Annotated in this window: 10 protein-coding genes and 1 tRNA gene; 6 read left to right on the top strand and 5 right to left on the bottom strand. The window is 66.1% G+C overall.

Going from position 1 to position 15,294, the window contains the following annotated elements; genetic code table 11:
* Positions 1–129: 129 nt before the first annotated feature.
* The 5 genes from AC3WUT_RS24220 to AC3WUT_RS24200 form a co-directional block, all read right to left on the bottom strand.
* A complete protein-coding gene (locus AC3WUT_RS24220) occupies positions 130–477 on the bottom strand; it encodes a hypothetical protein (RefSeq protein ID WP_492349619.1) in 348 nt (115 codons plus the stop codon).
* A gap of 127 nt (positions 478–604) precedes the next feature.
* A complete protein-coding gene (locus tag AC3WUT_RS24215; RefSeq protein ID WP_492349618.1) occupies positions 605–1,054 on the bottom strand; it encodes a carboxymuconolactone decarboxylase family protein in 450 nt (149 codons plus the stop codon).
* Positions 1,055–1,143: 89 nt separating this feature from the next.
* Positions 1,144–2,067 carry an RNA polymerase sigma-70 factor gene (locus AC3WUT_RS24210; RefSeq protein WP_492349617.1) on the bottom strand — a complete coding sequence of 308 codons (924 nt, stop codon included), beginning with the start codon at positions 2,065–2,067 and terminating at the stop codon, positions 1,144–1,146.
* A gap of 133 nt (positions 2,068–2,200) precedes the next feature.
* A tRNA-Arg gene (locus AC3WUT_RS24205) sits at positions 2,201–2,276 on the bottom strand.
* Positions 2,277–2,372: 96 nt separating this feature from the next.
* Positions 2,373–3,002, bottom strand: a complete 630-nt coding sequence (locus AC3WUT_RS24200; RefSeq protein ID WP_492349616.1) for a TetR family transcriptional regulator — start codon at positions 3,000–3,002, stop codon at positions 2,373–2,375.
* Positions 3,003–3,156: 154 nt separating this feature from the next.
* Between AC3WUT_RS24200 and AC3WUT_RS24195 the strand changes: the two genes are divergently transcribed.
* From AC3WUT_RS24195 to AC3WUT_RS24170, 6 genes are all read left to right on the top strand, one after another.
* Positions 3,157–4,398, top strand: a complete 1,242-nt coding sequence (locus AC3WUT_RS24195; RefSeq protein WP_492349615.1) for an efflux RND transporter periplasmic adaptor subunit — start codon at positions 3,157–3,159, stop codon at positions 4,396–4,398.
* 12 nt (positions 4,399–4,410) lie between these two features.
* The gene (locus AC3WUT_RS24190) at positions 4,411–7,584 is read left to right on the top strand and encodes an efflux RND transporter permease subunit (RefSeq protein WP_492349614.1); all 3,174 of its coding nucleotides are present in this window, start codon (positions 4,411–4,413) and stop codon (positions 7,582–7,584) included.
* The gene (locus tag AC3WUT_RS24185; RefSeq protein WP_492349613.1) at positions 7,577–9,031 is read left to right on the top strand and encodes an efflux transporter outer membrane subunit; all 1,455 of its coding nucleotides are present in this window, start codon (positions 7,577–7,579) and stop codon (positions 9,029–9,031) included. The genes AC3WUT_RS24190 and AC3WUT_RS24185 overlap by 8 nt, the downstream gene beginning before the upstream one ends.
* A gap of 211 nt (positions 9,032–9,242) precedes the next feature.
* Entirely contained in the window at positions 9,243–10,481 is a 1,239-nt protein-coding gene (locus tag AC3WUT_RS24180; protein WP_492349612.1) for an efflux RND transporter periplasmic adaptor subunit, read from the top strand.
* Positions 10,482–10,493: 12 nt separating this feature from the next.
* Entirely contained in the window at positions 10,494–13,634 is a 3,141-nt protein-coding gene (locus AC3WUT_RS24175) for an efflux RND transporter permease subunit (protein ID WP_492349611.1), read from the top strand.
* Positions 13,627–15,099, top strand: coding sequence for an efflux transporter outer membrane subunit (locus tag AC3WUT_RS24170; protein WP_492349610.1), 1,473 nt, complete (start codon positions 13,627–13,629; stop codon positions 15,097–15,099). Before AC3WUT_RS24175 ends, AC3WUT_RS24170 begins: the two co-directional genes overlap by 8 nt.
* Positions 15,100–15,294: the final 195 nt, after the last annotated feature.

Below are 15,294 nucleotides of genomic sequence, written 5' to 3'. Positions count from 1 at the left end.
CGGATCGACAGGAACCCATCCGGGCAGGCTCACTGTGAGCGATGCCGTCTGAGTTGGTTCCGTGCTGAACACTTGCCCAGTGAAGAACTTGGATGCGTCAGGCGCTCTCAGAGCCTGACGCGCCCGCACTCACTTGATTGAGGCACCGCTGTTCACACTGGCCTTGGCGGCCTTGGGGTGCACGGTCTTGTGCCCTGCCTTGGCATGCAGGGGGGTGGGCGACTTGGCCTTGGCGGTCGGTGCTGGCGCCGCCTGGGTGGGGCTCACCTTGTCCGATGCGGAGGGTGTGGCGGCAGGGCCCACGGTGCTGGCCACCGCAGGCTTGACCTCAACGGGTTTCACCCCTGCCGCAGAAGCCGCGACCGCCGGTGTGACCGGGGTGGCGGCAGTGGCGGCCGCCGGGGCCTGGGCCCAGGCGCCCATGGAGACGCAAGCAGACAGCACGGCGGCGGGAAGGATGGCGAACAGCTTGTTCATGGCAAAGCCCTTTTCTCTCGTTGAGCCCCAGGCAACAGGCCTGGTTGCTACCTTCAACGCCCCGGTTTCAACCGTCGATGACCTCTCGTGCGCCAAGTTGTAACTGTCAGTTTCCCGCTCGGGCGCTTCAAATCGGCAGGGGCTGGCGAAACCCCACGTTGAGCAGGTTCCAGGCGGCGATGGTGGCGATGGCAAAGCCCAACTCAGCCATCTCGGCAGGTGAGAACTGCTGAGCCAGGCGGTCAAATTCGGCATCGCTGGCATCGCCATTCGGGGTGGCGTTGATGATCTCCGCCCAGCGCAGCGCCGCGCGTTCACGCTCGCTGAAAAAAGGCGCCTCGTGCCAGCCGGCCACCGCATTGAGTTCGCGCGGCGTCACGCCCTGGCGCAGCAGATCCTGTCCATGCATGTCGATGCAGTAGGCGCAGCCATTGAGCTGCGACACACGCAGCCACACCAGGTCGATGAGCCGCTCGCCCAGGCGGCCTTTCTTCAGGGTTTGAGACAGGTCGAGCAGGCTTTGAAAGGCCTTGGGGGCCAGTTGGATGTAGGGGACACGGGCAGCAGGGGTCTGCATGGCATGGGCTTTCTGTTCAGTTCGGAGGCCACCCGATGCGGCCTCTCCCCTGTTAGACGCCCGGGGCTGGCCACTTGTGACAACACGCCTCAAGCCTGCAAGGCAATGCCCGCCAACTTGTCAGGGTTGCGCACCACATACACCGCCACGATGCGCTCGCCATCCAACACAAAGGCCTGGGCTGATTCAAGCTGCCCACCCACATAGCGCAACAGCCCCGGCTCGCCATTGACAAGCACCTGTCGATAACGGATCTGGTCCCCCAGCCGGCGCGCCACGGCCCAGTACAGATTCGTGACACGGAAAGCACCGCGCAGCACGTGCGCAACCGATGCCACGCGACCGCCGCCGTCGCCCATCAGCTCCACATCGTCGGCCAGCAAAGCCTGCAGGCTGGCGCGATCGCCCTTCTGGGCCGCTTGCATGAAGCGGGCAAGCAAGGCGCGGTGACGCGCCCGGGGCACCGTGAACCGCGGCGGCGGCCCACCGTGGGGCTGCTTCACGCGCAGGCCCGCTCGGTGCACCAATTGACGGCAGGCCGCCTCACTCTTGCCCAGGGTGGCAGCGATGTCAGCGTAATCGTGATCAAACACCTGGCGCAGCAAAAAGGCCGCCCGCTCCTCGGGCGACAGTTGCTCCAGGACCCGCAGCAAGGCCATCGACAGATCGTCAGCCAACTCGGCCACGGCCTCGGGTCCCTGATCGTCCACGGCCACCAGGGGCTCGGGCAGCCAGAAGCCCACATAGGCCTCGCGCTCGGCCTTGGCCGCACGCAGGCGGTCGATGGACAGACGCGTCACCACCGTCACCAGCCAGGCCTCGCCCGATTGAAGTGCGGCCCGATCCGTGCGATGCCAGCGCAACCAGGCTTCCTGCAGCACATCGTCAGCGTCGGCACGCGTGCCCAGCATGCGATAGGCCATGCCAAAGAGCCGCGGCCGCAAAGCCACAAAGGTGTCGGTATCGGCGTCAGACACTGGAAAAAGGGAGGGGCAAGTGCGAAGACAGGTCATGGTAGTCCCTAGACGGCCCAAACCCTGGCCTTGTGACAGATGACCACCACCACGTTCGATCTTTGCCGCAAGGCGATGCAGCAAACAGCCCAGAAACGAAAAAGCCCTTGAAGATCAAGGGCTTGAACGTGTTTGGTGCGGCTGGCGGGGATCGAACCCACGACCCTTGGCTTCGGAGGCCAATACTCTATCCACTGAGCTACAGCCGCGTGCCTGATGACAGGCAAACGATCCGCGGATTATGGCACGGGCCGGAGGGCTTGCGATGCAACGGCGCCAGCGCCATCAAGTGGCATTGCTGGATTTCATGGCGCGGGATGGCTGAAGCCCAGGCCGGCCAGGTAGGTGTCCATGGCCTGCTGGCCGATGGTCACCACGTCAAATTCTTCGGGTGACAACAGCCAGTTCTGGATCAAGCCATCGAGCAGCGCATGCAGGCCGATGACCGCGGCCTGCACCGGCAGGTGCAATGTCACCCCCCGCAATTGCGCTGCGGCCTGCAGGCTGCGGGTCATTTCAGCCAGGCAGTCGTTGCGGGCCTCCAGGTGCCGGCCCTTGATGGCCAGGGCCTCGCCCACGTACTCGACCTTGTAACTGGCCACCTCGAAAACCCGCTGGGTTGTGGGGTCTTGCGTCATCTTGCGCAACACGTCCAGGGTGGCGCGGCGCAGGTCGTCCAGCGGGTCTCGCCCGGGCTCACGCCCCATCTGCTGCAAAGCTTCCTCCATGGGCAGGGTGACGCGGTCCATCATGGCGTTGAACAGATCGGCCTTGTCCTTGAAGTGCCAATAGATGGCGCCGCGCGTGGTGCCTGCCGCCACGGCAATGTCATTCAGCGACGAGCGCGAAACCCCTTTTTCAGAGAACACGCGCTCGGCCGCGTCCAGCAGGCTGTGCCGGGTGGCAAGGGCATCTTCTTTGGTTCGGCGGGCCATGGCGTCTCCTGTTGTGGGTATGAATTGCAGCCCACATCATACATTCACGAATGTATGTATACTGCCCTTTCGTTTTTTACATGAACAAGACACAGTACGGGTTGACCCTAGCAAGTCTTACCCGATACCAACACACTCACACCGGAAAACGGACATGACCGAATCCCAACCTGCGGCAGTCGCCGCACCGCAGCGCCGGCCCTTGCTGAGCCGCCTGCCTCTCTTCATGACTGTGGGCACGCTGAGTGCCGTTCTTGCCGCTTGCGGTCCTTCGGGTGCGCAGGGAGGGGCCGGTGGCCCGGGTGGCGGCATGCCGCCCACCGAAGTGGGCGTGGTCACGGTCACCCCGGGCGTGGTGGGTTTGCAAACCGAGTTGCCGGGTCGCCTGGAGGCCTCGCGTGTGGCGCAGGTGCGGGCACGTGCGGCCGGCATCGTGCAAGAGCGCCTGTTCCGCGAAGGCAGCGACGTGAAGGCAGGCCAGCCCCTGTTCCAGATCGATGCAGCGCCCTACAAGGCCACCCATGACAGCGCCCTGGCCGCCGTGGCCAAGGCCGAAGCCACGCTGATGCAGGCCAGCGCCCAGCTGACCCGTTACAAGCCGCTGGTGGAGGCCAATGCCATCAGCAAACAGGACTACGTGAACGCCGAAGCGGCACAGAAACAAGCCGAAGCCGACCTGGCCTCGGCCAAGGCGGCCCTGCAGACCGCCAAGATCAACCTGGGCTACACCACGGTGACGTCGCCGATCTCGGGCCGCATCGGCCGCGAGCTGGTGACCGTGGGGGCGCTGGTGGGCCAAAGCGAGGCGACACAGATGGCGCTGGTGCAACAGATCGACCCGCTGTATGTCAACTTCACGCAGTCGGCCGCCGAGGTGATGAAACTGCGCGATGCGCTGGCCAATGGCCAACTGAAGCGGGCACCTGGTGCCGAAGCGGCCAGCGTGCGCCTGGTGAAGGATGACGGCAGCGAGTTCCCCAAGGCCGGCAAGTTGCTGTTCTCGGACCTGACGGTGGACAGCACCAGCGGCCAGATCACGCTGCGTGCCGAGGTCCCCAACCCGGGCGGCCAGTTGCTGCCGGGCCTGTATGTGCGGGTGCGCCTGGAGCAGGCCCAGGCCAGCGATGCCATCACCCTGCCCCAGCAGGCGGTCACCCGCAGCGAAAAAGGTGACGTGGTGATGGTGGTCAGCCCCGAAGGCAAGGTCAGCCCGCGCCCGGTCAAGGTGGCAGCGGGCAAGGGCAACCAATGGGTGATCCTGGACGGCCTCAAGGCCGGCGAACAGGTGATGGTGGACGGCTTCCAGAAGCTGCGTGGCGATGCGCCCGTGAAGGCCGTGCCTTGGCAGGCACCGGGCAGCGCGGCCCCCGCCGCGGCCCCGGCCGCCAAGTCCTGAGGAGCCTGATTCATGGCGAAATTCTTCATTGACAGGCCCATCTTTGCCTGGGTGATCGCTCTGTTCATCCTGGTGCTGGGCGGGGTGTCCATCACCCAGCTACCCATTTCTCAATACCCACCGGTGGCACCGCCCTCGGTGGTGATCAGCGCCAGCTACCCAGGGGCCTCGGCCCAGACGCTGGAAGACAGCGTGATCAGTGTGATTGAGCGTGAAATGAACGGCTCTCCGGGGCTGCTCTACATGGAGTCGGTCAGCCAGGCGGACGGCACCGGCACGATCACGCTGAGCTTTGACCCTTCGACCAGCCCCGACCTGGCCCAGGTGGACGTACAGAACCGGCTTTCGCGCGCCACGCCACGCCTGCCGGCAGCAGTGACGCAACAGGGGGTGCGCGTGGACAAGTCACGCAGCAACTTCCTGCTGTTCATCATGCTGTCGTCGGACAACGGCGCACTGGACCCGATCGCGCTGGGCGACTATGCCTCGCGCAACGTGATCCCCGAAATCCAGCGCCTGCCCGGCATCGGCCAGGCCCAGTTGTTCGGCACCGAGCGCGCCATGCGGGTGTGGATCGACCCGGCCAAGCTCACCGGCTATGGCCTGGCGCCCGCCGACGTGAACACCGCGATCACGGCCCAGAACGCCCAGGTGTCTTCTGGCGCCATCGGCGATCTGCCCAACATCACCGGCCAGGGCATTGCCGCCACGGTGGTGGTGAAGGGCCAACTGGCCTCGGTGGAGCAGTTCGGCCGCATCGTGTTGCGCGCCAATGGCGACGGCTCGACCGTGCGCCTCAAGGATGTGGCCCGCATCGAGCTGGGGGCCCAGACCTACGCCACCTCGGCCCGCCTGAACGGCAAGCCGGCCACCGGCATCGGTGTCCAGCTGACCCCCTCGGGCAACGCCCTGGCTTCTGCCAAGGCGGTGAAGGCCAAGATGGAAGACCTGCAGCGCTACTTCCCGGCCGGCGTGTCCTACGCCATTCCGTATGACAGCTCGGGCTTCGTCAAGATCTCGCTGTCTCAGGTGGCCGAGACCCTGGTCGAAGCCGTGGTGCTGGTGTTCCTGGTGATGTTCCTGTTCCTGCAGAACTGGCGCTACACCCTGATCCCGACCATCGTGGTACCCGTGGCCCTGCTGGGCACCTTTGCCACACTGCTGGCCCTGGGTTTCTCGATCAACGTGCTGACCATGTTCGGGATGGTGCTGGTGATCGGCATCGTGGTGGACGACGCCATCGTGGTGGTGGAGAACGTCGAACGCATCATGAGCGAGGAAGGCCTGCCCCCGCTGCAGGCCACGCGCAAGGCCATGGGCCAGATCTCGGGCGCCATCATCGGCGTGACCGTGGTGCTGATCTCGGTGTTCGTGCCGCTGGCTTTCTTCAGCGGTTCGGTGGGCAACATCTACCGCCAGTTCTCGGCCGTGATGGTGTCGTCGATCGCCTTCTCGGCCTTCCTGGCGCTGTCGCTCACGCCGGCGCTGTGCGCCACGCTGCTCAAGCCGGTCGAGGCCGGGCATCACCACGAGAAGAAGGGCTTCTTCGGCTGGTTCAACCGAGGTTTCAGCCGGGCCGCCAAGGGCTATGAAGGCTGGGTGGCCAAGCTGCTCAAGCGGGCCGGCCGCTTCATGCTGATTTATGTCGCCATCGGTGCGGCTGCCGTGGTGGTTTACATGCGCCTGCCCACCTCGTTCCTGCCCAACGAGGACCAGGGCACGATGCTGGTGAACGTGCAACTGCCCCCGGGCGCCACAGTCGAACGCACCCGCAGCGTGATGGAACAGGTGGAAGGCTTCATCCTGAAGCAGCCTGAGGTGAAGAGCATGGTCGGCGTGCTGGGCTTCAGCTTCTCGGGCCAGGGCCAGAACGCCGCGCTGGCTTTTGTGACCCTGAAGCCCTGGGACGAGCGCCATGGCGAAGAGCACTCGGCCCAGGCTTTGGCCGGCCGTGCCTTCGGCGCGCTGATGGGCATCCGCGATGCCTTCATCTTTCCGCTCAGCCCGCCACCGATCCCTGAGTTGGGCAACGCCAGCGGCTTCACGTTCCGCCTGCAGGACCGCGCCGGCAAGGGCCATAAGGCCCTGATCGATGCGCGCAACCAGTTGCTGGGCATGGCCAGCAAGAGCCCGGTGCTGACCCAGGTGCGCCCCGACGGCCTGGAAGACGCGCCTCAGCTCCAGATCGACATCGACCGCGACAAGGCCCAGGCCCTGGGCGTGCCGTTCAACGCGATCAACTCGGCCCTGTCCACCGCGCTGGGTTCCACCTACGTGAACGACTTCCCGAACCAGGGCCGTCTGCAACGCGTGGTGGTGCAAGCCGATGCGCCAGCGCGCATGCAGCCAGACAACATCCTGCAACTGCGCGTGCTCAACAGTGCCGGTCAATTGGTGCCCTTGTCCACCTTTGCCAGCACCCGCTGGGAGAACGGTGCCATGCAGACCGTGCGCTACAACGGCTACCCGGCCGTGCGCATCAGCGGCGGTGCAGCGCCCGGACGCAGCACCGGCGAGGCCATGGCCGAGATGGAGAAGCTGGCCGCACAACTCCCGGCAGGCTTTGGCTACGAATGGACAGGCCAGTCGCGTGAGGAGAAGCTGGCCGGCTCGCAGGCCGTGATCCTGTACGGCTTTGCCGTGCTGGCCGTGTTCCTGTGCCTGGCCGCCTTGTACGAAAGCTGGTCGATCCCACTGTCGGTGATTCTGGTGGTGCCGCTGGGCGTGCTGGGCGTGCTGCTGGCCACCTGGCTGCGGGCGTATTCGAACGACGTGTACTTCCAGGTGGGTCTGATCACGATCATCGGCCTGTCGGCCAAGAACGCGATTCTGATCATCGAGTTTGCCAAGGACCTGCAAGCGCAGGGCCGCGGTGTGATCGAGTCGGCCCTGGCGGCGGCGCACCTGCGCTTCCGCCCCATCGTGATGACCTCGCTGGCCTTCATGTTGGGCGTGGTGCCGCTGGCCATCGCCACGGGCGCCGGCTCGGCCAGCCAGCGTGCCATTGGCACCGGCGTGGTCGGCGGCATGATCACCGGCACCGCCTTGGCGGTGTTCTTTGTGCCCATCTTCTTTGTGGTGGTGCGCAAGCTGTTCAAGGGCAGCGAGCGCCAGCGCCAGATCTATGCAGAACATGCTCGACAGGCCGGTGTGGCCGAAGCCGCAGGAGGCCAAGACCATGCGTAAAACCCCAAGCTGGCGACTCCGCCTGCCCCTGGCGCCCGTGGCGCTGGCCCTGAGCGCCCTGCTGGGCGGCTGCAGCATGATCCCGGCCTACCAGCGCCCGGCCGCCCCGGTGGCCGAGCAGTTTCCGGCGCTGAAGGCCGATGTAGCCCAGGCCGCCGGCAACAAGGCCGCGGCCGACCTGGCCTGGCAGGATTACTTCAGCGACCCGGCGCTGCGCCGTCTGATCGCCCTGGCGCTGGACAACAACCGCGACCTGCGCGTGTCAGTGCTCAACATCGAACAGGCCCGCGCCGCGCTGCAGATCGCACGGGCCAACCAGTTGCCTGCGGTCAACGGCGTGATCTCGGGCTCGCGCACCCCCAACACCAGCGGCGGTACCACCAGTGTCTACACCGGTGGCCTGCTGGTATCGTCCTGGGAGATCGATTTCTTCGGCCGCCTGCAGGCGCTGAAGGAGCAGGCTCAAGCCCAGTACCTGGCCACGGGCGAGGCCCGCAAGGCAGCCCAGATCAGCCTGGTGGCCACGGTGGCCAACGCCTGGCTGGCCCTGGTGGCCGACGAGGAGTTGCTCGACCTGTCGGGCCGCACCCTGGCCACGCGGGAAGACTCACTCAAGCTGACCCGGCTGCGCTTTGACCAGGGCTCGGCCTCCGAGCTGGACTTGCGTCAGGCCGAATCGCTGGTGGAGAGCGCCCGCGCCACGCTGGCCCAACAAGTGCGCCAGCGCGCCCAGGACGAAAACGCCCTGGTGCTGGTCTTGGGCCAGGGCCTGCCCGACGATGCACGCCAGGCCCTGCGCCAGGCCCACCTGAGTCAGGCAACGCTGCCCGAGGTGCCCGTGGGCCTGCCCTCTGAGTTGCTGATCAAGCGCCCGGACATCCGCCAGGCCGAACAGTCGCTGATCGCGGCCAACGCCAACATCGGTGCGGCACGCGCGGCGTTTTTTCCGACCATCAGCCTGACCACCGGCATCGGCAGCGCCAGCAGCGCCTTGTCGGGCCTGTTCAAGAGCGGCTCCTGGGGCTATACCCTTTCGCCCCAGTTGTCGGTGCCCCTCTTCAATGCCGGCCGCACCCAGGCGGGCGTGGAAACGGCGCAGGCCGCCCGCGACATTGCCGTGGCACAGTATGAGAAAGCCATTCAGACAGCCTTCCGCGAGGTGGCCGACGCCCTCGCCGGGCGTGACACCCTGGGCGACCAACTGCGGGCCCAGCAGGCCTTGGTGAAAGCCACCACGCGGCAGACCGAGTTGTCGGACCTGCGCTACCGCAATGGCGTGGCCAGCTACCTCGATCTGCTGGACGCGCAGCGTTCGCTGTTCACCGCCCAGCAGGCCCTGGTGCAAACCCGTCTGAGCCAGTTGCAGACCCAGGTCACGCTGTACAAGGTGCTGGGCGGCGGCTGGACCGATGCCGTGGCCGCAGCCCCGCAAAAGCCTGCCAACTGAGCCACCAGCAGCAGCGGGCACGCCCGCCCTGCCCCCCAGAAAGGCCCCAACACGGGGCCTTTCTTTTTGTGGCCCGGATCCAGGGCCTGCCCTGGCAACAACTGCCGACAAAGCCGCAAGCCAGGCTTGCACTTGTTGCATTTACGAGCGCTGACCCCGGCGGATGATGCGGCGAACCCCGTTCGCCCCCCCTCGCCCCCGAAGGACAGCCATGCCCGAAACGCCCCCCGCGGCCATCCGACAGCCTGCACGCAGCCGTGCCTTGGTGCAGGCCCGGTGGCCCGCACTCCCGCTGGCCCTGTGCCTGGCCTTGACCACCCTGTTGAGCGCCTGTGAACGCGCCGGCAAATCTCCGCCGCAGGGCGCGATGCCACCGCCCGAGGTGGGTGTGGTGGTGGTTGAGCCAGGGCCGGTCGGCTTGCAGACCGAATTGCCCGGTCGCATCGAGCCGTACCGTGTGGCACTGATCGGGGCACGGGTGGCGGGCATCCTGCAAAAGCGCCTGTTTGAAGAAGGCAGCGAGGTGCAGGCCGGACAAGCGCTTTATCAGATCGACCCCGAGCCCTTTCAACTGGCACACGACAGCGCGCAGGCCAATGTGCTGAAAGCCGAAGCAGCCCTGGCCCAGGCTCAGGATGTGCTGCAACGCTACGGGCCCCTGGCCGAGGACGGCGCCGTGAGCCAGCAGGCCCTGGTCGCTGCGCGGCTGGCGGTACAGCAGGCCACGGCCGATCTGGCCGGCGCACGAAGCGGTGTGCAAACCGCGCGCCTGAACCTGGGCTATGCCCGGGTCAGCAGCCCGATTGCCGGCCGCGTGGGCCAGACCCTGGTGACCGAAGGCGCGCTGGTCGGCCAGGGCCAGGTCACGCCCCTGACCACCGTGCAGCAACTGGATCCGGTGTACGTCAACTTCACTCAGTCGGCCGACGAGGTGCTGCGCCTGCAACGCAGCCTGGCCCAGGGGCAGCTCAAGCGCGCCCAAGGTACCCAGGCCGCCAGCGTGCGCATCGTGCTGCCTGACGGCAGTGAGTATCCACGCCCGGGCAAGCTGTTTTTCTCAGGCGTTACCGTGGACGCCAGCTCGGGCCAGGTGACGCTTCGCGCTGAAGTGCCCAACCCCGATCGCTTGCTGATGCCCGGGCTGTTTGCGCGTGTGAGGCTGGAGCAAGCACGCGCCAGCGATGGCCTGCTGCTGCCCCAACAGGCCGTGACCCGCACCCAGACCGGCAACACGGTCATGGTGGTGGCCCCCGATGGGGCCGTCGGTGTCAGAGCCGTGCAGATCGCCCAGGCCGTGTCGGGCCAATGGGTGGTGCTGAGCGGGCTGAAGGCGGGGGAACAGGTGATGGTGGACGGCTTCCAGAAATTGCGCGGCAACGCCCCAGTGAAGCCCGTGCCCTGGAAAGCGCCCCCGGCAGCCACGCCGCCCGCCCCGGGCGTCAAGCCCTGAGAAAGCTGCGCCATGTCCAATTTCTTCATCAGCCGACCCATCTTCGCTTGGGTGATTGCGCTGTTCGTGGTCGTGCTGGGCTGTGTCTCCCTGACCCAACTGCCGATTGCCCAGTACCCCACGGTGGCGCCCCCCACCATCGTGCTCAACGCCAGCTACCCGGGGGCGTCGGCCGAAACGCTCAAGAACAGCGTGATCAGTGTGATCGAACAGCAAATGAACGGTGCGACCGGCCTCATGTACATGGAGTCGGTGGCCCAAGCCGATGGCACCGGCACCCTCACCCTGAGTTTTGAGCCGGGCACCGACCCGGCACTGGCCCAGGTGGATGTGCAGAACCGCCTGAGCCGGGCCACGCCACGCCTGCCTGCGGCCGTGAATCAGCAAGGCGTGGTGGTGTCCAAGGCGTCGAACAACTTTTTGTTGTTTGCCCTGCTGTCTTCAGACGACCCGGCCTTCGGCCCGATCGAGATCGGCGACTACGTGGCCCGCAACGTGGTGCCCGAGATCCAGCGCCTGGCGGGCGTCGGGCAGGTGCAGCAGTTTGGTGCCGAACACGCCATGCGGATCTGGCTCAACCCGGCCAAGCTGGTCAGCTACAAGCTGTCGCCGGCCGACGTGAACGCCGCCATCGCGGCGCAAAACGCGCAAGTGGCCTCGGGGGCGATCGGTGACCTGCCCCAATTGCCCAGTCAGGAGATCTCGGCCACCGTGGTGGTCAGTGGTCAGCTGGCCTCGGTCGAAGACTTTGGCCGCATCGTGCTGCGTGCCAACCCCGATGGCTCCACCGTGCGCCTGCGCGACGTGGCCAGGGTCGAGCTGGGCGGTTCCAGTTATGCCACTTCGGCCCGGCTCAACGGGGTGCCGGCTTCGGGCCTGGGCGTGCAGTTGTCAAGCACCGGCAACGCCCTGGCCACGGCCACCGCAGTGCGCCAGAAGATGGGCGAATTGGAGCACTACTTTCCCAAGGGCATGAAGTGGGCGATTCCCTACGACACCTCCAACTTTGTGCGAATCTCCATCAGCCAGGTGACCGAAACGCTGTTCGAAGCCCTGGTGCTGGTATTTGTGGTGATGTTCGTGTTTCTGCAGAACGTGCGCTACACAATCATCCCGGCCATCGTGGTGCCGGTGGCCCTGCTGGGCGGGTTCACCACGATGCTGGTGATGGGCCTGTCGATCAACGTGCTGACCATGTTTGCCATGGTGCTGGTGATCGGCATCGTGGTGGATGACGCCATCGTGGTGGTTGAGGCGGTCGAGCGCATCATGGCCGACGAAGGGCTTGCACCGATGGAAGCCACCCGCAAGGCCATGGGCCAGATCTCCGGTGCCATTGTGGGGATCACCGTGGTGCTGATCTCGGTGTTTGTGCCGCTGGCCTTTTTTGCCGGCGCCGTGGGCAACATCTATCGCCAGTTCTCGGTGGTCATGGTGTCCTCGATCGCCTGCTCGGCCTTTCTGGCGCTGACCTTGACGCCTGCACTGTGTGCCTCGATGCTGAAGCCGATTCCCGCGGGCACCCAGCACGAGCGCAAGGGGTTCTTCGGCTGGTTCAATCGGGGCTTCTCGCGCACCGCCTCGGGCTATGAGAGCACGGTGACGCGCCTGCTCCAACGCAGCGCACGCTATCTGGTGCTGTATGGGGCGCTCATCGGTGCCGCCCTGCTGGTCTTTGAGCGTCTTCCCACGGCCTTTCTGCCCGATGAAGACCAGGGCAGCATCCTGATCAACGCCCAACTGCCGGCCGGGGCCTCGCAAAACCGCACGCTGGAGGTGATGCAGGACGTGGAGCGCTACGTGCTCGCGCAGCCAGAGGTGAAGAGCATGGTGAGCGTGCTGGGGTTCAGCTTTTCAGGCAGCGGACAAAATGCCGGGCTCGCCTTCGTCACGCTCAAGGATTGGTCGGATCGTCAAGGCCCGGAACATTCGGCGCAGGCCGTGGTCGGGCGGGCCTTCGGGGCCCTGATGCAGGTGCGCGACGCCTTCATCCTGCCACTGAACCCAGCCCCGATTCCCGAATTGGGCAACTCCACCGGATTCACCTTCCGGCTGCAGGACCGCGGTGGCAAAGGCCACGAGGCCTTGATGGCCGCACGCGCCCAATTGCAGGCCGCAGCGGCCAAGAGCCCGCTGTTGTCACAGGTGCGGGTGGACGGGTTGGACGATGCCCCGCAACTGCACCTGCAGATCGACCGCGACAAGGCCCAGGCCCAGGGCGTGAGCTTTTCTGCCATCAACGCCGCTTTGTCCGCCCTGCTGGGCAGCAGCTATGTGAACGACTTCCCGAGCAAGGCCCGCATGCAGCGCGTGGTGGTGCAGGCTGATGCGGCGCACCGGATGCAGGGTGAAGACCTGTTGCAGTTCCAGGTGCCCAGCAACACGGGCGCTTTGGTGCCGCTGTCCACCTTCGCCACCACCCACTGGCAAAACGGCCCCATGCAGGCCGTGCGCTACAACGGCTACGACGCCGTGCGCTTCAGCGGCAGCGCAGCCCCGGGCCACAGCAGCGGGGAGGCCATGGCCGAGATGCAACGCCTGGCGGGCGAGTTGCCCGAGGGCTTCGGCTACGAGTGGACCGGACAGTCCTTGCAGGAGAGCCAGGCGGGATCGCAGTCGACGGTGCTGTATGGCTTCGCGCTGCTGTCGGTGTTTCTGTGTCTGGCCGCCTTGTATGAGAGCTGGACGATCCCGCTGTCGGTGATCCTGGTGGTCCCCCTGGGCTTGCTGGGGGTGGTGTTGGCCACCCTGTTGCGCGGTTACTCGAACGACGTGTACTTTCAAGTGGGCCTGATCACCATCATCGGTCTGTCGGCCAAGAACGCGATCATGATCGTGGAGTACGCCAAAGACACCCAGGCCGCCGGCAAGGGCCTGCTGGAGGCCACGCTGGAAGCCGTGCGACTGCGCTTTCGCCCCATCATCATGACCTCGCTGGCCTTTGGGCTGGGAGTGCTGCCACTGGCCATTGCCCATGGCGCCAGCGCTGCCAGCCAGCGCGCGATTGGCACCGGGGTGCTGGGTGGCATTCTGGTCGGTACGACGCTGGCCGTGTTCTTTGTGCCGGTGTTTTTTGTGGTGGTACGCACCTTGTTCAAGCCCAGGCGTGCCCAACCAGCGGCCCATCCTTTGCCTGGAGTCCCGCATGACTGAGCCCTTGCTCCACCCCACCAAACCAGCGTTGCCTGCCGTGCGCCTGCGTCTGCCTCAGCGCCTGCATCTTCTGGCCCTGCCCTGGCTGCTGGCCGCCTGCAGCCAGTTGCCGGACTACCAGCGGCCTGTCGTGTCGCTGCCGGCGCAGTGGCCTGCCTCGGGATCGGCGCAGGACTCGGCAGGGCCTGTCCGCAACGGGGACTGGGCGGACTATTTCAGCGACGCCCGGCTGCAGCCCTTGATCGCCCAGGCCTTGGCCAACAACCGTGACCTGCGGGTGACAGCCCTCAAGGTGGAACAGGCCCGGGCCCAGTTTCAGATCAGCCGCGCCAATCAGTGGCCAACCTTGAATGGATCGGCAGGCGGGTCACGTGCGCCCGTGGCCACGACCATGGGCACGGTGCAAGGCAGCAGCTACTCGGTCGGGTTGACCGTGACGGCCTTCGAACTCGACTTTTTCGGGCGTGTGGCCAGCCTGAAGGAACAGGCCCTGGCCCAATACTTGGGCAGTACCCAGGCCTACGAAAGTGCCCGCCTGAGCCTGATTGCCAGTGTGGCCACGGGTTGGTTGACCTTGCTGGCCGATGAGGCCCAGTTGGCCTTGCTGCGCGAGACGATGCTCAACCTGGAAGCCACCCTGCAACTGACCCAGCGCGCAGCGCAGCACGGCACGTTGGCGCGACAGAATTTGCTGCAGGCCGAAAGCCAGACCCAGGCCGCACGTGCAGCCCTGGCCCAGGGTGAGCTGCAGCACCAACGCGATGAAAACGCGCTGCAGTTGTTGCTGGGTCTGCCCGACTCGGTTCCCCTGCACGACAGCCTGGACGCCAGCACCCTGGATGTGTCCCCCTGGGCCGACCTGGCGCCAGGCCTGCCCTCCGAACTGCTGCTGCGGCGGCCCGACGTGGCCCAGGCCGAGCAGGCGTTGGTCGCCGCCAATGCCAATGTGGGCGCAGCCCGGGCTGCCCTGTTCCCCCGCATCAGCCTGACCGCCGGCGTCAGCAGTCTGAGCCCCCAACTCTCGGGGCTGTTCAAGAGCGGCTCGCAGGGCTTCACACTGGCACCCCAGGCCAGTCTGCCGCTGTTGGATGCGGGGCAGAACCAAGCCCAGGTGGACGCGTCCAAAGTGGGCCGCGACATCGCCACCGCCCAGTACGAAAAAGCCATCCAATCGGCTTTCCGCGAGGTGGCAGACGCACTGGCCGAACGTCAGGCCGTTGTGCAGCAACTCGATGCGGCCGAGCGTCAGACCACGGCGGCGCAGGCCCAGGCGAACCTGGCCGAACGCAGCCTGGAGATGGGCGTGAGCAGCCGACTCGATTGGCTGGCCAGCCAACGCAATTGGCTGAGCCAGAAACAGCAACGGGTGCAGGCGCAACTCAATCGGCTGCAAAACCAGGTTTCGGTCTATCAGGTGCTCGGCGGCCACTGGCGCGCGGACCGGCGCTCATCGGATCCGACATGAGCAGCCGAAAGACAGGCCCAAAAAAGCGGGACGGCGCCTTCCGGCGCCATCCCGTCGCAATGGAGCACCCCGGCCTGCGCGCAAGCGCAGGTGGCGCCCCCCCTCATTCAACCGCTGGCCCAGCGGCACCAGCACCGAAGTTCAGGTGCGTGCCAAGCCCGACTGGTTCACGGGTTTGAGCGTAAGCGGCAGATG

It is taken from the genome of Curvibacter sp. EU05-FHT14A10 (assembly GCF_058791075.1).
Note: the sequence above shows the minus strand (reverse complement) of the source record. Positions and strands in the feature narration are given on the sequence as shown.

Bases quoted from the DNA above. Each gene is read 5' to 3' on its own strand.
- AC3WUT_RS24220 (WP_492349619.1), bottom strand. From the start codon at position 477: ATGAACAAGCTGTTCGCCATCCTTCCCGCCGCCGTGCTGTCTGCTTGC.
- AC3WUT_RS24215 (WP_492349618.1), bottom strand. From the start codon at position 1,054: ATGCAGACCCCTGCTGCCCGTGTCCCCTACATCCAACTGGCCCCCAAG.
- AC3WUT_RS24210 (WP_492349617.1), bottom strand. From the start codon at position 2,067: ATGACCTGTCTTCGCACTTGCCCCTCCCTTTTTCCAGTGTCTGACGCC.
- AC3WUT_RS24200 (WP_492349616.1), bottom strand. From the start codon at position 3,002: ATGGCCCGCCGAACCAAAGAAGATGCCCTTGCCACCCGGCACAGCCTG.
- AC3WUT_RS24195 (WP_492349615.1), top strand. From the start codon at position 3,157: ATGACCGAATCCCAACCTGCGGCAGTCGCCGCACCGCAGCGCCGGCCC.
- AC3WUT_RS24190 (WP_492349614.1), top strand. From the start codon at position 4,411: ATGGCGAAATTCTTCATTGACAGGCCCATCTTTGCCTGGGTGATCGCT.
- AC3WUT_RS24185 (WP_492349613.1), top strand. From the start codon at position 7,577: ATGCGTAAAACCCCAAGCTGGCGACTCCGCCTGCCCCTGGCGCCCGTG.
- AC3WUT_RS24180 (WP_492349612.1), top strand. From the start codon at position 9,243: ATGCCCGAAACGCCCCCCGCGGCCATCCGACAGCCTGCACGCAGCCGT.
- AC3WUT_RS24175 (WP_492349611.1), top strand. From the start codon at position 10,494: ATGTCCAATTTCTTCATCAGCCGACCCATCTTCGCTTGGGTGATTGCG.
- AC3WUT_RS24170 (WP_492349610.1), top strand. From the start codon at position 13,627: ATGACTGAGCCCTTGCTCCACCCCACCAAACCAGCGTTGCCTGCCGTG.